Genomic DNA, 18,316 nt, shown 5'->3' on the forward strand with positions numbered 1-18,316 from the left:
AGCCCAATAATGTCCGATCCGATCACTTTCCAATCCGGCGGCTGCGGCTCCGGCAACTGTGCCTGCAAGGCAGGCGCGCTGCGCAACGAGCGCGGTCCGTTCGACGATACCGACTACGGCACGCCGCTGCGTCATTCCGACGTCGACGTGACGCTCGAAATCGACGGCCAGGCGATCACGGTGCCTGCGGGCACGTCGGTGATGCGCGCGGCCGCCGAAGCGGGCGTCAACATTCCGAAGCTGTGCGCCACCGATTCGCTCGAACCGTTCGGCTCGTGCCGTCTGTGTCTCGTCGAAATCGAAGGGCGGCGCGGTTACCCCGCGTCGTGCACGACGCCCGTCGAAGCGGGCATGAAGGTGCGCACGCAGACGGACCGCCTGCAAGGCCTGCGCCGCAACGTGATGGAGCTGTACATCTCCGATCACCCGCTCGACTGTCTCACCTGCCCCGCCAACGGCAACTGCGAACTGCAGGACATGGCGGGCGTGACGGGCCTGCGCGAAGTGCGCTACGGCTACGACGGCGAGAATCACCTGAAAGACAAGAAGGACGAGTCGAACCCGTACTTCACGTACGACCCGTCCAAGTGCATCGTCTGCAACCGCTGCGTGCGCGCGTGTGAAGAAACGCAAGGCACGTTCGCGCTGACCATCTCGGGCCGCGGCTTCGAATCGCGCGTCGCCGCAAGCGAAAGCCAGCCGTTCATGGAATCCGAATGCGTGTCGTGCGGCGCGTGCGTCGCGGCATGCCCGACGGCGACGCTGTCCGAAAAGAGCATCGTGATGATGGGCCAGGGCGAGCACTCTGTCGTGACGACCTGCGCGTACTGCGGCGTCGGCTGCTCGTTCAAGGCGGAGATGAAGGGCAACACCGTCGTGCGGATGGTGCCGCACAAGAACGGTCAGGCCAACGAAGGTCACGCGTGCGTGAAGGGCCGCTTCGCTTGGGGCTACGCGACGCACAAGGACCGCATCAAGAAGCCGATGATCCGCGCGAAGATCACCGACCCGTGGCGCGAAGTGAGCTGGGAAGAAGCGCTCAGCTACGCCGCGTCGGAATTCCGCCGCATCCAGGACAAGTACGGCCGCGATTCGATCGGCGGCATCACGTCGTCGCGCTGCACGAACGAAGAAACGTATCTCGTGCAGAAACTCGTGCGCGCCGCGTTCGGCAACAACAACGTCGACACCTGCGCACGCGTGTGCCACTCGCCGACGGGCTACGGCCTCAAGACGACGCTCGGCGAATCGGCGGGCACGCAGACCTTCGCTTCCGTCGATCACTCCGACGTCATCATCGTGATCGGCGCGAATCCGACGGACGGCCACCCGGTGTTCGGCTCGCGTCTGAAGCGTCGCGTGCGCGGCGGCGCGAAGCTGATCGTGATCGATCCGCGCCGCATCGATATCGTCGATACGGCACACGTGAAGGCGCAATACCATCTGCAACTCCGTCCGGGCACGAACGTCGCGATGGTCACGTCGCTCGCGCATGTGATCGTGTCGGAAGGCCTGCTCAACGAGCAGTTCATCGCCGAGCGCTGCGAGACGCGCGCATTCCAGCACTGGCGCGATTTCGTCGCGCTGCCGGAAAACTCGCCGGAAATGATGGAAAGCGTGACGGGCGTGCCGGCGCAGCAGGTGCGCGAAGCCGCGCGTCTCTACGCGACGGGCGGCAACGCGGCGATTTACTACGGTCTCGGCGTGACGGAACATGCGCAGGGCTCGACGACGGTGATGGGCATCGCGAATCTCGCGATGGCGACGGGCAACATCGGCCGGGAAGGCGTCGGCGTGAATCCGCTGCGCGGCCAGAACAACGTGCAGGGTTCGTGCGACATGGGCTCGTTCCCGCACGAACTGCCGGGCTATCGTCATATCAGCGATACCGTCACGCGCACGCTGTTCGAAGGCGAATGGGGCGTCACGCTGCAGCCGGAACCGGGCCTGCGCATTCCGAACATGTTCGACGCCGCGCTGCACGGCAGCTTCAAGGGCCTGTACTGCCAGGGCGAAGACATCGTGCAGTCCGACCCGAACACGCAGCACGTGGGCGCTGCGCTGTCGTCGATGGAATGTATCGTCGTGCAGGACATCTTCCTGAACGAAACAGCAAAGTACGCGCACGTGCTGCTGCCGGGTTCGACCTTCCTCGAAAAGGACGGCACGTTCACGAACGCCGAGCGCCGCATCTCGCGCGTGCGCAAGGTGATGCCGCCGATGCCGGGCTACTCGGACTGGGAAGTGACGATCCTGCTCGCCCGCGCACTCGGCTACGAGATGAACTACACGCATCCGTCGCAGATCATGGACGAGATCGCGCGCCTCACGCCGACGTTCCATGGCGTGTCGTACGAGAAGCTCGACAAGCTGGGCAGCATCCAGTGGCCCTGCAACGAAAACGCGCCGGAAGGTACGCCGACGATGCACATCGACGAGTTCGTGCGCGGCAAGGGCAAGTTCGTGATCACGAAGTACGTCGCGACGCCGGAGAAGGTCAACCAGAAGTTCCCGCTGATCCTGACCACGGGCCGCATCCTGTCGCAGTACAACGTCGGCGCGCAGACGCGCCGCACGGAGAACTCGCGCTGGCACGAGGAAGATCGTCTGGAGATCCATCCGCACGACGCCGAAGACCGCGGCATCAAGGACGACGACTGGGTCGGCATTGAGTCGCGCGCGGGCTACACCGTGCTGCGCGCGAAGGTGGCCGACCGGATGCAGCCGGGCGTCGTCTACACGACGTTCCACTTCCCCGAGTCGGGCGCGAACGTGATCACGACGGACAGCTCCGACTGGGCGACGAACTGTCCCGAGTACAAGGTGACGGCCGTGCAGGTGATGCCCGTCGAGCAGCCGTCGCAATGGCAGAAGGACTACTCGCGCTTCAACACCGAGCAGCTCGAGCATCTCGACAAGCGCGAAATGGCTACCACGTCAGGTAAATGAGGCAAGCAATGGACGCACATAACCTGGTCGACATGGCGAACCGCATCGGCGATTTTTTCGAGTCGATGCCGGATCGCGACGAAGCGATCGACAACATTGCGGATCACATCCGCCGCTTCTGGGAACCGCGCATGCGCCGCTCGATTCTGGCGACGCTGCACACGAACCCGGAAGGCGTCGAGCTTGAGTTGCACGAGATGGTTCGCGAGGCGCTCGTCAGGCATCGCGAGGATCTGACGCCGAAGCAGGCCGCGGCGGCATAGCACGCTCTATTCACGCAGTAGCAACAGCACTTTCGCGTTCGCATCGGCAACGATGCGAACGCTTTTTTATGGCTGCTCGCTCAAGGCGCTCATGGCGCTGGCGTCGGCGGCTCCGGCGGCGCGCCTTTCGCGAACCACGCTTCGCAATGGCGCAGCAGTCCGTTCAGATCGGAGCCCGGACGCCCGCGCGCGCACACATAGCCGTCGGGACGCACCAGATAGAACGAAGGCCGCGTGCGGCCGAACGATTCGCTGAGCGACGGCCCGCCGCCCTCGCCGTTCGCATCCGACACGCGCCACACGCGCACCGCGCCCGGCAGCAGGTCTTCGACTGCGCAGGCGAAGCGGTCGAGATCGGCGGAACGCACGGGCTTGCGTGCGAGGCCGAGCAGCTTGCCGTTGCCCGAAGCGGCTTCCTCCGGCGGATCGACGAGCAGAAACAGCGAGAAGTACGCCGGGTCGTGCAGATCGAAAACATAGCCGGTGCCGGGCGCGCGCCCGAGCGGTCCGTCGACCACATGCACGAGCGCATCGGGCGCACGCTCGCCGGCTCGCGGACCGCCGTCGAGCACACGTTCGAGCGTCAACGGCGAACGCCGGTATTGAATCGCCAGTTCGCTGACCGTGAGCCGCGCGGCGTCGCGCAGCGGCCCCAGCGCGGCGAGCACGGGCATCACGCGCTCGCGCAGCAGCTTGAGCGGGCCGTGGTCCGCTTCCGCCATCTGCGTGACGAAGCTGGTTTGCCGCAGTACTTCGCGCTCGATGGGATGACGTTCCAGGTGATACGTGTCGAGCAGCCGTTCGGGCGCTTCGCCCTGCAACACGCGGGCGATTTTCCAGCCCAGATTGAACGCCTCCTGCATGCCCGTATTCATCCCCTGCGCGCCCGCGGGACTGTGCACGTGCGCGGCGTCGCCGGCAAGGAACACGCGCTGCGCGCGCAGCTGCTCGACCATGCGGCTGTTCAGATGAAAGTAGCTCGACCAGCTCAGGCCCGTGATGTCGATGGGATGATGGATACGGCTCTTCGCCAGCAGACGGCATTCGTCGAGCGTCGGCGCGGGAATCGACGTCAGCTGCATCTGGTCGCCGCCCGGCGGGCCGCCCGCCGGCATCGCGGGATGATCGGCGATCAGCCGCTGCCTGCCCTTGCCCATCGGAAAGAGCGCCGCGAGCCCCGGGCCCGACGCGAAGATATGGAATTCATCGTCGGACCAGCCGGTGTCGGCTTCGAGGTCGGCAAGCAGGAAGGTCTGCTCGAACGTCTTGCCCGCGAAGCTCATGCCGAGCCGATGGCGAATCGCGCTGTGCGCGCCGTCGGCGGCGATCATGTACGGCGGATGCAGCGTTTCGATATGGCCGTCCGCGCGTTGCAGCGTCGCGTTGATACCGGCCGAGCCTTGCGCGAACATGGTCAGTTCGACGCCGCGTTCGACGTGCACCCCGAACGTGGCCAGATGCTCTGTCAATAGCCGCTCGGTCACGGATTGCTCGAGAAACAGCAGATACGGATAGCGCGTCTGCAACGGATCGAAGTCGAGCCGCGCGAGACGATGCCCGTTCGAATACAGATTCGCGGTGTGCGCGCGATGGCCGAGTTCCAGGAACTGTTCGACGATCCGGTGCTGCTCCAGCAGTTCGAGCGTGCGCGCCTGAATGCCGATCGCACGCGAGTGCGGATCCGGTTGCTGCGCCTTGTCGATGAGCCGCACGGGCACTTGAGCGCGCGCAAGACTCATGGCTGCCGCCAGCCCCGTCGGCCCCGCGCCGACGATCAGCACGGGCGGTACGTCGAAGGAAGCACCCGTCATGCAGACCTCCGCAGTCGGACATGTCTGCTAGTGTACGCCGAGCCTTTGAATCGCTGCCGGGCCACCGACGACGCGGCGCATCAACGCGCCGTCTGATGCAAAGACCCGTTTAATGCGCGTGCGGCGCGCGATCGAGCGAACAGCGATGTTGCGTGGTCCCCATGTCGACCTGCAGCGTTGCGTGGTGCATGTCGAATTCCGCGCGCAGCGTGCCGACGATCCCGTCGATCATCCGGTCGCCCGGATGGCCGCCCGGAATCACGAGATGCGCGGACAGCGCGTTGCCCGTCGTCGACAGCGCCCAGACGTGCAGGTCGTGCACGTCGGTGACGCCCGGCTGCGCGGCGAGGTAGTCGCGGATCTTCTGTACGTCGACGCCAGGCGGCACGCCGTTGAGCGCGAGGCTGATCGAATCGCGCAGAAGGCCCCACGTGCCGTAGACGATCACCGCGACCACGATCATGCTCATCACCGGGTCGAGCCACGTCCAGCCGCTGAAGAGGATCACGAGGCCGCTGACGGCGACGGCGGCCGACACCGCGGCGTCGGCGAGCATATGCAGGAACGCGCCGCGAATGTTCAGATCGTCTTCCTGGCCGCGCATGAAGAGCCACGCGGAGAAGCCGTTCACCACCATGCCGACGACGGCGACGATGAAGACGTCGAGCCCCGCGACGGGCGCGGGATGGAACAGGCGTCCCACCGCTTCCGCGACGATCACGCCGCACGCGAACAGCAGCAGCCCCGCGTTGAGCAGGCTCGCGAGAATCGATGAGCCGCCGAGGCCGAACGTGTAGCGCGCGGACGGCCGCCGCGTCGCGAGCCACGTCGCACCCCACGCGAGTAGCAGGCCGAGCACGTCGGACAGATTGTGGCCGGCATCGGCGAGCAGCGCCGTCGAGTTGGCGAGCACGCCGTAGACGGCCTGAATGACGACGATCGCCACGTTCAGCGCTACGGCGATCGCGAACGCGCGGCCGTGTCCGGCGGCGGGCGCATGGTGATGATGATGTCCGTGCCCGTGGGCATGGCCGTGCGCGTGCGCACCCTTGCCGTGCGCTTCGTGCGCGTGGTCGTGGCCATGTGCGTGAGCGTGTCCGGCGTGGTCGTGGCCTGCGTGGCTGCAGGCGTCGGTATGCACATGCATATCGGGCTTCGGCTGATGCGCTGTCGCGCCGTCGGTCTGATGAGCGGTGTATTTCATGCGTGATCCTGCGAGAGTTCGGCGGCGGCGTCGCTGACGGGTTCGGAGACGTGTTCGAGCATGTCGGTCAGCATGCCGCTGATGTGTCCGTCGGCGGCGACGTAAAACACCTGCTTGCCCTGCCGCTCCGCGCGCACGATGCGCGCCGCCCGCAGCAGGCGCAGATGATGGCTCACAAGCGACGGCGACAGGCTCAGCGACCCGGCGATCGCACCCACCGCGCGCCGCTCGTCGACACACGCGAGCACGATGCGCAGGCGGGTCGGATCGCCAAGCAGGCGGAACAGATCGGCGATCTGGACGACGCGGTCGTCGGTATTGAGAGACAGAACGGCTGACATTTCGGCAGAGCGAGCGACAACATGTCGACGCACACATATGAACAGGTGTTCATATGTTATTGAGCAACACTCCCGACGTCAAGTCGGGAAGCAACCGCCGAGTATGGGAAAATGCGCGTTTTCCCGCATCACACCCTAGCCTGCGTCATGCACCCAGTTTTCGACCGCGCGTATAGCGCGCATCGTGACGGCCGGCTCGACGACGCCGAGCGCGGCTATCGCGCCACCCTCGACCTCGATCCCGTTCACGTCGACGCGCTGCATCTGCTCGGCGTGCTGCGCCATCAGCAAGGCCAGCACGAAGAAGCAGCCGACCTCGTGCGCCGTGCCGCCGACCTGCGCCCGCAAGACGCCGCGTTGCAGCTGAATCTCGGCAACGCGCTGAAGGCGCTCGGCCGCCTCGACCAGGCAATCGAACGCTTTCGCAATGCGCTGACGCTCGCGCCGACGTTTCCGATGGCGCACTACAACCTCGGCAACGCGTACGCGCTCGCCGGACGCCACGAAGACGCCGTCGACGCTTTCGAAAAGTCCCTGCGCCTGCAGCCGATGGACGCGTCGTCGCACGTGAATCTCGGCAACGCGCTGCATGCGCTCGGCCGGCATCGCGAGGCCGTCGATTCGTTCCGGCGCGCGCTCGAACTGCGCCCCGGCCACGCGGGCGCGCACAACAACATCGGCATGGCGCTCAACGCGCTCGGCTCGGCCACCGAGGCCGGCGCACATTTCCGCGCAGCCCTCAAGATCGAGCCGCGCTTCGTCGCCGCGCGCTTCAACCTCGCCAATACGCTCGACGCGACGGGTCAGCACGAACCGGCCGTTGCCGAGTTCGAGGCCGTGCTGGCGGCGCAGCCGAATCTGCCGCCCGCGCTGTTCGGCCTCGGCAACGCGCTCGCGTCGCTGGGCCGTCACGAAGAAGCGCGGCCGCGCTTCGAGCGCGCCGTCGGTCTCGATCCCAAGTTCGCGCTCGCGTGGCTGAGCCTCGGCGCCGCGCATCACGCGCTCGGCGCGCACGACGCCGCCGTGCGTGCGTTCGATCAGGCATTGCGCCTGCGGCCCGATCTGCCGATGGCGCACATGAATCGCGGGGTGACGCTGCTCACGCTCGGCGACTTCAAGCGCGGGCTGCCCGAATATGAATGGCGGCTGGAGAACGCCGGAGCAACGCCGGACGCCGCGCAGCTGCCGCGCTGGAACGGCGAGCCGATCGAAGGACGCACGCTGCTCGTGCACGCCGAACAGGGCTTCGGCGATACGCTGCAATTCATGCGCTTCGTCGAAAACGTCGCGAAGCGCGCCGTGCGCGTCATCCTCGAAGTGCAGCCGCAGCTCGTGCCGTTGCTCGCGCCGACGGCCGGGCAATGGCGCGTCACGCTGATCGCCCAGGGCGCGCCGAGACCGCGCGCCGATCTGCAGTGCCCGCTGCTGAGCCTGCCATTCGCGCTCGGCACGGAACCCGATTCGATTCCGGCGCGCACGGCCTATCTGCAAGCGCCCGCTGCATCGCGCCGCGCGTGGCGCGGCTCGCTCGGCGGACACGCGAAGCGCAAGTTCGGACTCGCCTGGTCGGGACGCGCTCAGCGCCAGGAAAACCGCTCGCTGACGCTGGCCGCGCTCGAGCCGCTGTTCGCGCTCGACGGCATCGACTGGATCGTGCTGCAGCCCTCGCTTGGCGACGATGAACGCGCCGCCCTCGACGCGCATCCGCGCGCGAAAAACATCCATCGATTCGATGGGCGCATTCGCGACTTCGCCGACACGGCAGCGATCATCGAACGTCTGGACGGCGTGGTGTCGATCGATACGTCGATCGCGCATTTGACGGGCGCGCTCGGCAAACCGTTGTGGCTGATGCTGCCGTTCGCCGCCGACTGGCGCTGGTTCACGCACGACGAACGCAGCCCGTGGTACCCGTCCGCGAGACTCGTGCGGCAGCCGCAGCCGGGCGCGTGGACGGAAGTCGTCGAGAAAGTCGCGGCGGCGCTGCGTGATTGAGGTCGATTGAGGCCGATCGAGGCCGCTGAAATGTGAACCCCCCGCACGCATGCGGGGGTTTCCGTTGCAGACTCGCAGCTTCGACGCGAACGACGCCTACGCCGTCCGGTACTGGTTGCGCGCTTCCGGCGTGCGATACAGAACGAGCGTCGCGATCAGGCCGCACACGGCCGCGACGCTCATCCACAGGCCAGGCGCCGCCTTGTTGCCCGTCGTGTGAATCAGGTATGTCGCGATGGCCGGCGTAAAGCCGCCAATCGTCGTTGCCAGGCTGTATGCCAGCGAAAAACCCGCCGTGCGCACGTCGGCCGGCATCACTTCCGTCAGCGCGACGACCATGCCGCCGTTGTAGCAGCCGTACAGGAACGACAGCCACAGCTCGACCATCAGCAGTCGCGCGAACGACGGATCGGCGACGAGCCACTGCACGGCCGGATATGACGTGAGGATCGTGAGAATCGTGAACGTCAGCAGCACGGGACGGCGGCCGACGCGATCCGAAATCGCGCCCGACACGGGCAGCCAGATCAGATTCGATACGCCGATGCAGACGGTGACGATCAGCGTGTCGATCGACGAGAGCTTCAGCACTTCCTTGCCGAAGGTCGGCGTGTAAGCCGTGATCATGTAGAACGACACGGTCGTCATGATGACCATGCCCATACCGCCCAGCACGACGCCCCAGTTCTGCATCATCGACGCAAAAATCTCGCCGATCGACGGGCGATGCTTCTTCGCGAGGAATTCGTCCGTCTCCTTCAGCGAACGCCGGATCAGGAACAGGAACGGCACGATCAGGCAGCCGATCAGGAACGGCACGCGCCAGCCCCACGCCGTCATCTGGTCGGCGGGCAGCAGGCGGTTCAGGAGCACGCCGATCAGCGCGGCGAACACGACGGCCACCTGCTGGCTGCCTGACTGCCACGAGCAGTAGAAGCCCTTGTTACCCCTGGTCGCGATCTCCGACAGATAGACCGACACGCCGCCCAGTTCGACGCCCGCCGAGAAACCCTGCAGCAGGCGCCCGAGCAGCACGAGCACGGGCGCGAGCACGCCGATCGTCGCGTAGCCGGGAATTGACGCAACTGTCAGCGTGCCGAGCGCCATCAGCGCGAGCGTCAGGATCAGGCCCTTGCGGCGGCCGTGATGGTCGATGTATGCGCCGAGCACGATGGCGCCGAGCGGACGCATCAGGAAGCCCGCGCCGAACACGGACAGCGACAGCATCAGCGAGGCGAATTCGTTGCCGCTCGGAAAATACGTCTTCGCGATCGCGGCGGCATAGTAGCCGTAGACCATGAAGTCGTACATTTCGAGGAAGTTGCCGCTGACGACGCGAAAGACGGTACGGACCTTGGATTCGTCCGTCGCTGCTTGAGCATGGGATGCAGTTGCCATGACTATCTCTAAATGGGCCCGCTGCCTGCGCGACAGTGCGCGACAGGCAGCGTTGGGCAGTTCAAACGATCCGCGGGTATAGCGCGCGGATGCCCGGTCTGGCGCGGCCAGCGCTGGTTTGCGCGCGTCAGGGCGCGACGCTTGCGTGGGCACGGGAGTTTGCTGCGACGACCGTCGTGGAGATATCAGGGTAAACGTTGAGTTTCGCGTACAACACGGGCGTCACGTGATAATAACGTTACTCCGAACGGCGTGCATTTAATGCAATTTGCTTACAATAGCATCGAAACAAGAAAATTCTTCCGACGCTGTTTTTGGCCCGCAAGGCCCGCCTGATGACGCCGGACGACATGCGCCGTATCGTGAGTCTCTCGCCGCGCGATCGCCGGCTCATACTCGTCAATCGTTTCGTTTCTACCGCCGCAATGCCCGATTCCGTTTTGCCGCCCGCCCTTTCATCCCTCGCATTGCGTCCCGCGACCGAGGCCGACGCCGAACTCATCGCCGCCATTCATAGCGCGAGCTGGCAGGCGACGTACCGCGGACTGCTGCCCGATGCGTTTCTCGACGGCGAGGTTACACATGAGCGCGCATCCTGGTGGCGCGCGCGGATGTCGGCGCCAGGCGCCGAACACCGTATCGTGCTGATCGCCGAGCGCGCGGGCGAGCCGATCGGCTTCGTGTGCGTCGAGCGCCAGCCGGATTCGCCGTGGGGCGTGCTGCTCGACAATCTGCACGCGCTGCCCGCGCACCAGGGAATTGGCGCGGGCAAGCTGCTGATGCGCGCCGCGCAGGACTGGGCGCGCGAGCATGGGGAAGCACAGCTGTATCTGTATGTGCTGGAAGGCAATGCACCCGCGATCGCGTTCTACGAACGCCAGGGCTGGCAGTTTTCCGGCGCGGAGCCCGACCATATGGGCGGCGTCGACATCACGGCACTGAGGTACGTCTATCCGCTCGATCGCGCCTCGTCTGATCATCAGGATCACTGATTATTTAGGATTGCTCCGATAGTTTCGACCGCCCGACGCCTGCCACCATACCGCGACCCAAGGCCTCGACTCAAGCCATGAGCACGCAGCCCGTTTGCGTCTGCTGATGTCTGCCGCTCCGAGGCTAAAAACACGAACAACATCGAGGCGAGGACCGTGTCGACAACCCTACTCACACTCGTTGCCGGCGAACTGGCCATGCCGCGTCTTCGCCCGCTCGAACTGGTCTCACGCTCCGTCGGTCGCGAATGGTCGCTGCTGCCGCCTGGCGCGAGCTTTCGTACGGAACTCAAGGCGCTCTACGCGGCGATGATGCGGACGTTCTGCATGAGCGCGGCCGCCATTCGCGCGATGTCGCGTTGGGACGCACAAGCCACGCTCTCCACGCCGTCTGCTGCCATTCCCTCTGCTCCCACATTCAAAGCCGACACCATTTCACTCGGCATGCGCGATCCGGTGTTCGCGTCGGCTCGCAGGAACCGGCCGTTGAACGTGCTGTCGGGCGGCGCGTGCGCGATCGGCGGCGCCGCGTTGATCGCGTGGCTGATGGCGAATCATCCGCGACACCCTTCGTCGCCGACCGTCGCCGCCGCGCCCGGCGTCACGCTCAACTCTGCGGCGCGGGTGGATGATTCGACGAACCGGGCGGCGAAAGAGCGTGGCCGGTCGGACGGCGTCGTCCGGAATGGCGATGCGCCGCTCGCGTGGAATCGCGCGCGCGGCGATCTGGCCGCACGCGATACCGAACGCACGTCGGTGACTTCGCACGCTGTCGATCCACACGCAAGCGGGCCGTCGAAGCATTCGAAGCTGTCGGGCATCGACCATCCCGCGCATGATGCGCACGATGCTCGCAGAGCGAACGCAACGCACAAAGTGAAGCGTGAACCCGACGCACTCGCGAAGTCCGTTAGGCACGCCGCGCGTGAGACGCCGCATCTCACGGACATCCTGCCGCGTCACAGCACGCCGGTGTCATCTGTGTCACCTGAGCTGCACATTGCGCCGGGCCAGCCTCCGCGCCGTCTGCCGTCGATCGCGGGCGCCTACTCGCCTGCCGTGCCCTCCGCGCGCTTCGACAGCGACTATGGTTCCGTCACGATGTCTGCGGGCACGCATATCAGCGACATTCCGCCCGCCACGGTCCGTCACGAGCGCGTCGACACGGACAGCAGCGACTGGATGAACCACATGTCGCATCGGCGCATCACCGATGCGCCCGATAGTTTTTCGAAGTAGGCCCGCGTTTCGAAGTAGGTCTGCATGCCGCGGTTGTCCGCGGCAGACTGCAAGCTCATCCGAAACGAAAAGGGCTGAGTCCGAGCTACTCCCGGACCCAGCCCTTTCCCTCTCGCGTCTCGCGTCTCGCGTCTCGCGTCTCGCATTCGCGGAATGCGAGCGCCCTCACCGGTTCCCCGGCAACCCCGATTCCGCCTGATGCTGCAACTGCAGAACCTGCTGCTGCAACTGCCGCAATTGCGCCTGAGCCTTCTCCTTTTCGTCACGCAACGCGAGCGTCTCGTCCTGGGTCTGCCGCTGGTAGTCGGCGACCTTCGCTTCCTGAGCGCGTGCCACTTCGATATCCGCCTGCAACCGCTGGGCGCGCACCTGCGACTCATTGATCACGCGCTCGATCGACGCCTTCTGTGCCTGCAGCTGCGCCCTGCGAATCTCAACCTCGGCGAGCTGCGCCGTTTGCCGCGCGAAGCCCGCGTAGATCGCTTCGGCGCGCGTCTGGTCGGATGTCCTGATCACGCGCCAGAAGTGCTTGTCCTGGAACAGCGCGACATAGTAAGTCATGCTCTGCGCGTGAAAGAACAGCGACGCACCATAACCGCCGTTATACGTGGTGCGCATTTCGACGAGCCCGCCGTCGTGGATCAGCTGCATCAGATCGGAAACATCGCCTTGCGTGCTGCCGCTTGCGTCGGCGTGCAGATCGGCGGTCGCGTCGAGGCCGGCGGTGTCGTCCGTCATGCCGGCGGAACCCGCTTGCGCCGCTGCGTCCGCCGCGTCGGCCTGCACGCCTTTCACCGGGCCCGCACGCGCGACGCCCGTTCCCGTTGCCGTCTTGCTGGCCGACTGTGCGATGCCGCCATGCATGAGCGCGCACGTGATCGCAAGCATGACCGCGCGGCGCAAATCCAGGGGGTACTTCATACGTCGATACTCCATGCGTATCCAGAAACAGCCTCGGATTATCGCGCGGAAATTACCCTTTCTGACGCTTGAAAACAGGACTTTAAATCAAGATAAACGGACAACTAAGTAATTTGACGCACAAACGCAAAAGATCGTAAAACGTAGCGCATTTTATGAGAGACGTTTAGCTGCGACGTCGAGCAAAATCGCCACGAATACAGACAAACCGCTGGCAGAAATGAAGAACGCGAGCGGACCGTTGCATGCCCGCTCGCGTTCGACGAAACGAGAGAAAATCAGAAGCGCGTTTCGCGCGCGACCCTCAGGAACGTATCCAGCAGCGGCGTGCAGTCGAGCAGTTCGGGGCCGCCCGCACGATGGAACTCAGGGTGCCACTGCACGCCCATCACGAACGGCGCGCGCCGATAGCGCACAGCCTCGATGATGCCGTCCGTCGCCGACACGGCCTCGATGTTCAGATCGCGCCCAAGCTGGTTGACCGCCTGGTGGTGGATCGAATTGACGATCGCCTCGCGCCGCCCGGGAACATGTTGACGAGCGTCGAGCCCTCGGGGAAGTGAACCGAGTGGCGGTGCTGGTCGTAATGTTCGTTGACGTGGACACCCGCCGTCGGCACATCCGACGCGATGTCCTGATACAGCGTGCCGCCGAACGCGACGTTGATCAGCTGACAGCCGCGGCACACGCCCAGCACCGGCTTGCCCGACTCGATGAATTCGTGCAGCAGTTCGAGCTCGTACATGTCGCGCACGCGGTCGCCGGGCCATTCGGGGCGCGTCGCCGTTTCCGCGTACGACTGCGGCGACACGTCGGCGCCGCCTTGCAGCAGCAGGCCGTCCAGATGCTTCGCGTAATCGCGCAGACGGATGTTGCTCGGGTGCAGCATGCCCTGATGGCCGACCGTCGGGATCATGAAGACCAGCACGTCGCGCGACATCACCCAGTGCGCGATCGATTCCTCGAGATACTGCAGCGTCTTGCCGCGCAGCCCCTTCGCGCCGGGCTCAGGGTGGAAGATCCGCGCCGACACGCCGATGCGCAACGTGCGCTGCGTGATCCTGCGGCCGGCGCGGTCGAAGATCTGCCGCGCGCGCGCCGCGATGATCCGGCCGAACACGGACCACGCCGAATCGTTCTGCTTCAGATACGCAGGCGGTCCCGGCGGATACGCGCTTGCGGGCGGCGGATTGGACGCGCCGAAGTCCGGCGCCGAGCCGAAGCCCGGCGGCGGTGCGCCGCCCGTTTTCGCCGATGCGCCCACCGTGCCGTCTGGCTCGCCACCCGAAGGCGCCGCCGGCGTGCCGGCCGTACTGCCCGCAGCACCCGCCACGGCCGCCGGGCTCGCGCCCGCCGCCGTCGCCGCCGCGCGCTCCGCATTCGATACGACCGACTGCACGCGCGCCGCCGCTTCCTGCTGCGCGGTCGACTGCGCAGCGCTCGCGCGCGCCCGCTCCGCTTCGCGCCGCTGCGCCGCGGCGTCCGTCGACGCCTGAGGCGATTCAGGCGTCATATTGGAGGCGCTTTCGGGAGAATCGGTGGAAGCCGCTTCCCTAGCTTCCCTGGCGGGAGTGGGGGTGGGAGCCGGTCCCGGGATCGGCCCTGGCGCGGGCGCCGGAGGCGACCCGGCTGCGCCCGACTGGCTCGCCGAAGGAGATGGAATGCCGGGAGCACCGGCGTTATCGGAATTGTTCTCGCTCATGACTGTATGACAGACGCGTCTTCGCGCGTGAACGAATAGACATATCTCATTATCCGCCTCGGGCCCCGCCGCGGCAAACGAGCACACATTTCGTCACATCGAGACACAACATGCAACCTGGCGCAAATGCGTCTCAGCCAGAGTGATCGCGCGTCGCGTCATGGATCGGGCTGTTCCTCGAAGGTCTCGCGCAGCGCGATCTGCATCGTCGCGTGGATCCGCACGCACCAGCGCCACAGCACGGTCAGCAGCAGCGCGGCGCACAACAGCACGGCGACGAGCAGTCCCGTCGGCGGCAGGATCGTGCTGGAAAGCGCCGCGACGAGCAGAAACACGCCCAGCATCGAGACGACGGGGACGAGGTCGGAAATGGCGTAGCGAATGGCGCTCGTGAAGCGCCCCGCCTTCGCGGGCTGCACGCTGATTTCGGCGAGCAGCAGCGCCAGCGACTTGGTCTTCCGGTACACGGCGACGAGAAACGGCATCGACACGAGTAGCGCCCCGCTCCATAGGACGACGCGCTGCATCGGCTCGGACGGCAGCCATTTCCCGATGAATCCGCTGCCATACGGCGCTCCATAGGACGCGCCGAGAAAGATCGCCGCGACAATAGCCAGATTCACCGCGATCTGCAAAATGATGCGGCGCGTGAGTCCGAAGATGGTCGGCTCGCCGGACGCGGGCCGCAAACTTCCGAGCCACTGCCCGTACATGCCGAACACGTTGGCGACCGTGGGCGGCATCGCGTGGCTGAGGCGGCGCGTAAGGGGATCGGCGGCGCGGATCAGGTACGGCGTAAAGAGCGTCGTCAGCGCGGAAACGGCGACGGCGATGGGATAGAGAAACGCGCTCGTCACCTTCAGCGTGAGGCCGAGCGAAGCGATGATGAACGAGAACTCGCCGATCTGCGACACCGTCATGCCGACGCGCATCGCCGTGCGCCCGTCCTTGCCCGCGAGGAAGGTGCCGAGTCCGCACGAGACGATCTTGCCGAGAATCACCGCGATCGTGATGACAGCGATCGGCCATGCGTAGTCGACCAGCACGGCAGGGTTCAGCATCAGGCCGATCGTCACGAAGAAGATCGCCGAAAACGCGTCGCGCAGCGGCGCGATCAGATGTTCGATCCGGTGCAGATGGCGTGATTCGGCCATGATCGCGCCGATCAGGAACGCGCCCAGCGCGATGCTGTAATCGAGCTTGACGACCAGCAGGCAGAACGCGAAGCAGAAACCCAGCACGGAGACGAGCAGCATCTCGTCGCTCTGCGACTTCGCGACATAGTTGAGCGCGCGAGGCACGACCAGAATGCCGATCACGAGCGACACCGTCATGAACAGCAGCAGCTTGCCGAGCGTGACGAACGCGATGCCCGCCGACAGCTCGCCCGTCTGCGCGATGCCCGACAGCAGCACGAGCATCGCGATCGCGAGAATGTCCTCGACGATCAGAATGCCGAACACCAGCTGCGCGAAACTTTCGCGCTTCAGGCCCAGCTCGGAGAGCGCCTTGACGATGATCGTCGTCGACGAAATGGCGAGGATCGCGCCGAGGAACAGCGAATCCATCGGGCTCCAGCCGAACGCACTGCCGATCTCATAGCCGATCCACAGCATCAGCACGATCTCCGACAACGCCGCGACGACGGCCGTCGCGCCGACCTTGAACAGCTTGCGCAAGCTGAACTCGAGCCCGAGCGAAAACATCAGGAACACGACGCCGAGTTCGCCGAGCGTCTGGATGGTCTGTTCGTCGTGGATCAGCTGGAACGGCGGCGTGTACGGCCCGATGATCACGCCTGCTGCGATATACCCGAGCACCACCGGCTGTCTCAGGCGATGGAACAGCACGGTGACGACGCCGGCGAGCGCCATCACGACTGCCAGATCCTGAATAAAGCCGATGCCGTGGTGCATGATGCCGTTCCTTACAAAAAGTAATCCAGAATGCGATGGTACCGCACGATCGGTTAAAAACGATTTAGCGTGACGCGGAGGAACGTGCGCGCCGCGCATTTCCGTCGTTTGCGCCCGAAGCGTCACAATACGGTTCTCGACCACCGTCCTGCCGATTCACGCCATGACTACCGCCATGTCACCCGAACCCATACCCTTCCCGCCGCTCGCCCAGCTAGCCGCCGACCTTGCCGCGGGCCGCACGACGAGCCGCGCGCTCGTCGAAGCCGCGCTCGAGCGCATCGCCGATCCCGCCGGCCAGGGCGCGGCCGTCTTCATGCAGGTCGACGCCGGCAATGCGCGCGCCACGGCCGACGCACACGACCGTCTGCGCGCGGCGGGCACCGTGCTGTCGCCGCTCGCGGGCATTCCCGTCTCGGTGAAGGATCTGTTCGATATCGAAGGCCAGGTGACGCGCGCGGGCTCGACAGTCCTGTCTAACGCCGCGCCCGCGGCGGCGGATGCGCCCGCCGTCGCGCGGCTCAAGCGCGCGGGCGCCGTGATCGTCGGCCGCACCAACATGAGCGAATTCGCGTTCTCAGGCCTCGGCCTCAACCCGCACTATGGCAATCCGCTGGCGCCCTACCGGCGCGGCGTGAAGGGCGACGAACGGGTGTCGGGCGGCTCGTCGTCGGGCGCGGCGGCGTCGGTGGCGGACGGCATGGCGGCCGTCGCGCTCGGCAGCGACACAGGCGGCTCGCTGCGCATTCCCGCTGCGCTGTGCGGCCTCACCGGCTTCAAACCGACGGCCGACCGCGTGCCGAAACAGGGCGGCGTGCCGCTGTCGCCGACACTCGACGCGTTCGGCCCGATCGGCGCGACGGTTGCGTGCTGCGCGCTCGTCGACCGGATTCTCGCCGGGCTGGAGCCCGTCGTCCCGGCTGCGCGTCCGCTCGAAGGCGTGCGGCTCGGCGTGCTGAACCATTACGTGACGGACGGCATCGAGCCGGAAGTGGCCGAAGCGTACGACGCCGCGCTCAAGCATCTGGAAGCGGCGGGCGCGATTGTCAGCGACGTGCGTTTTGCGCCGCTGGATCGTCTCGCGGAGATCAACCGCTTCGGCTTTTCCCCCATCGAAGCCTACGCCTGGCACCGGCCGCTGCTCGACGCGCACCGCGACGCCTACGATCCGCGCGTGCTGACACGCATCCTGAAAGGCCAGCCGGCGACAGCCGCCGACTATCTCGATCTGCTCGCCGGGCGCGCCGCCGTGCTCGCCGAGGCGCGCACGATGTGGCAGCGCTTCGATGCCATCGTCGCGCCGACCACGCCTATCGTGCCGCCACGAGTCGCGGAACTGGTGAACGACGACGACGCCTTCTGCCGCGCCAACGGCCTCGTGCTGCGCAATCCGAGCGCATTTAATTTCCTGGATGCGTGCGCGATCTCGCTGCCATGCCATCCGCGCGGCGCCGCGCCCGTCGGGCTGATGCTGGCTGCCGGGCCGCATGCGGACGATGCGTTGCTGGGAATAGGACGGGCCGTCGAAGCGGTATTGAATACGATCCGCTGATGTTCCGCTGACGCGCGCGGCGGATCGTTTCCG

At 65.9% G+C, this 18,316-nt stretch carries 12 protein-coding genes and 1 pseudogene; 6 read left to right on the forward strand and 7 right to left on the reverse strand.

All coding sequences use genetic code 11. The features are described from left to right. The first annotated feature begins 9 nt into the window (after positions 1–9). Together fdhF and FRZ40_RS07185 are read left to right on the forward strand one after the other, a co-directional pair. Positions 10–2,949: a formate dehydrogenase subunit alpha gene (gene fdhF / locus FRZ40_RS07180; RefSeq protein WP_028369126.1), complete on the forward strand. Its 2,940-nt coding sequence runs from the start codon at positions 10–12 to the stop codon at positions 2,947–2,949. Between the two features lie 8 nt (positions 2,950–2,957). Continuing rightward, the gene (locus tag FRZ40_RS07185; RefSeq protein ID WP_028369127.1) at positions 2,958–3,212 is read left to right on the forward strand and encodes a formate dehydrogenase subunit delta; all 255 of its coding nucleotides are present in this window, start codon (positions 2,958–2,960) and stop codon (positions 3,210–3,212) included. An 89-nt stretch (positions 3,213–3,301) separates the two neighbouring features. On the opposite strand, the gene FRZ40_RS07190 is transcribed toward FRZ40_RS07185, so the two are convergent. From FRZ40_RS07190 to FRZ40_RS07200, 3 genes are all read right to left on the reverse strand, one after another. Next, complete coding sequence (locus tag FRZ40_RS07190; protein WP_147233742.1) at positions 3,302–5,023, reverse strand: FAD-dependent monooxygenase; 1,722 nt, start codon at positions 5,021–5,023, stop codon at positions 3,302–3,304. Positions 5,024–5,132: 109 nt separating this feature from the next. Continuing rightward, positions 5,133–6,227, reverse strand: coding sequence for a cation diffusion facilitator family transporter (locus FRZ40_RS07195; RefSeq protein WP_028369129.1), 1,095 nt, complete (start codon positions 6,225–6,227; stop codon positions 5,133–5,135). Then, positions 6,224–6,568 carry an ArsR/SmtB family transcription factor gene (locus tag FRZ40_RS07200; protein WP_028369130.1) on the reverse strand — a complete coding sequence of 115 codons (345 nt, stop codon included), beginning with the start codon at positions 6,566–6,568 and terminating at the stop codon, positions 6,224–6,226. The genes FRZ40_RS07195 and FRZ40_RS07200 overlap by 4 nt, the downstream gene beginning before the upstream one ends. A gap of 147 nt (positions 6,569–6,715) precedes the next feature. Here FRZ40_RS07200 and FRZ40_RS07205 point away from each other — a divergent pair, with 147 nt between their 5' ends. After that, positions 6,716–8,563 (forward strand): tetratricopeptide repeat protein, encoded by a 1,848-nt coding sequence (locus FRZ40_RS07205; RefSeq protein ID WP_147233743.1) that lies wholly within the window; start codon positions 6,716–6,718, stop codon positions 8,561–8,563. 96 nt (positions 8,564–8,659) lie between these two features. Here FRZ40_RS07205 and tcuC read toward each other — a convergent pair whose 3' ends face one another. Then, a complete protein-coding gene (tcuC, locus tag FRZ40_RS07210; RefSeq protein ID WP_147233744.1) occupies positions 8,660–9,961 on the reverse strand; it encodes an MFS transporter in 1,302 nt (433 codons plus the stop codon). 425 nt (positions 9,962–10,386) lie between these two features. Here tcuC and FRZ40_RS07215 point away from each other — a divergent pair, with 425 nt between their 5' ends. Together FRZ40_RS07215 and FRZ40_RS07220 are read left to right on the forward strand one after the other, a co-directional pair. Next, the gene (locus FRZ40_RS07215) at positions 10,387–10,953 is read left to right on the forward strand and encodes a GNAT family N-acetyltransferase (protein WP_028369133.1); all 567 of its coding nucleotides are present in this window, start codon (positions 10,387–10,389) and stop codon (positions 10,951–10,953) included. A gap of 156 nt (positions 10,954–11,109) precedes the next feature. After that, entirely contained in the window at positions 11,110–12,192 is a 1,083-nt protein-coding gene (locus FRZ40_RS07220) for a hypothetical protein (protein ID WP_240057106.1), read from the forward strand. 165 nt (positions 12,193–12,357) lie between these two features. Here the strand turns inward: FRZ40_RS07220 and FRZ40_RS07225 are convergent, their stop codons facing one another. The 3 genes and pseudogenes from FRZ40_RS07225 to FRZ40_RS07235 all read right to left on the reverse strand — a co-directional run bounded on the left by FRZ40_RS07225 (position 12,358) and on the right by FRZ40_RS07235 (position 16,731). After that, the gene (locus FRZ40_RS07225; RefSeq protein ID WP_147233745.1) at positions 12,358–13,113 is read right to left on the reverse strand and encodes a DUF2968 domain-containing protein; all 756 of its coding nucleotides are present in this window, start codon (positions 13,111–13,113) and stop codon (positions 12,358–12,360) included. A gap of 278 nt (positions 13,114–13,391) precedes the next feature. After that, positions 13,392–14,815 (reverse strand): annotated as a pseudogene (locus FRZ40_RS07230) (gamma-glutamyl-gamma-aminobutyrate hydrolase family protein). A gap of 158 nt (positions 14,816–14,973) precedes the next feature. Then, positions 14,974–16,731 carry a cation:proton antiporter gene (locus FRZ40_RS07235; protein ID WP_147233746.1) on the reverse strand — a complete coding sequence of 586 codons (1,758 nt, stop codon included), beginning with the start codon at positions 16,729–16,731 and terminating at the stop codon, positions 14,974–14,976. Between the two features lie 175 nt (positions 16,732–16,906). Between FRZ40_RS07235 and FRZ40_RS07240 the strand changes: the two genes are divergently transcribed. Then, a complete protein-coding gene (locus FRZ40_RS07240; RefSeq protein ID WP_147233747.1) occupies positions 16,907–18,283 on the forward strand; it encodes an amidase in 1,377 nt (458 codons plus the stop codon). Positions 18,284–18,316 lie beyond the last annotated feature (33 nt).

Source organism: Paraburkholderia azotifigens (assembly GCF_007995085.1).
Taxonomy (GTDB): domain Bacteria; phylum Pseudomonadota; class Gammaproteobacteria; order Burkholderiales; family Burkholderiaceae; genus Paraburkholderia; species Paraburkholderia azotifigens.

Bases quoted from the DNA above. Each gene is read 5' to 3' on its own strand.
- fdhF (WP_028369126.1), top strand. From the start codon at position 10: ATGTCCGATCCGATCACTTTCCAATCCGGCGGCTGCGGCTCCGGCAAC.
- FRZ40_RS07185 (WP_028369127.1), top strand. From the start codon at position 2,958: ATGGACGCACATAACCTGGTCGACATGGCGAACCGCATCGGCGATTTT.
- FRZ40_RS07190 (WP_147233742.1), bottom strand. From the start codon at position 5,023: ATGACGGGTGCTTCCTTCGACGTACCGCCCGTGCTGATCGTCGGCGCG.
- FRZ40_RS07195 (WP_028369129.1), bottom strand. From the start codon at position 6,227: ATGAAATACACCGCTCATCAGACCGACGGCGCGACAGCGCATCAGCCG.
- FRZ40_RS07200 (WP_028369130.1), bottom strand. From the start codon at position 6,568: ATGTCAGCCGTTCTGTCTCTCAATACCGACGACCGCGTCGTCCAGATC.
- FRZ40_RS07205 (WP_147233743.1), top strand. From the start codon at position 6,716: ATGCACCCAGTTTTCGACCGCGCGTATAGCGCGCATCGTGACGGCCGG.
- tcuC (WP_147233744.1), bottom strand. From the start codon at position 9,961: ATGGCAACTGCATCCCATGCTCAAGCAGCGACGGACGAATCCAAGGTC.
- FRZ40_RS07215 (WP_028369133.1), top strand. From the start codon at position 10,387: ATGCCCGATTCCGTTTTGCCGCCCGCCCTTTCATCCCTCGCATTGCGT.
- FRZ40_RS07225 (WP_147233745.1), bottom strand. From the start codon at position 13,113: ATGAAGTACCCCCTGGATTTGCGCCGCGCGGTCATGCTTGCGATCACG.
- FRZ40_RS07235 (WP_147233746.1), bottom strand. From the start codon at position 16,731: ATGCACCACGGCATCGGCTTTATTCAGGATCTGGCAGTCGTGATGGCG.
- FRZ40_RS07240 (WP_147233747.1), top strand. From the start codon at position 16,907: ATGTCACCCGAACCCATACCCTTCCCGCCGCTCGCCCAGCTAGCCGCC.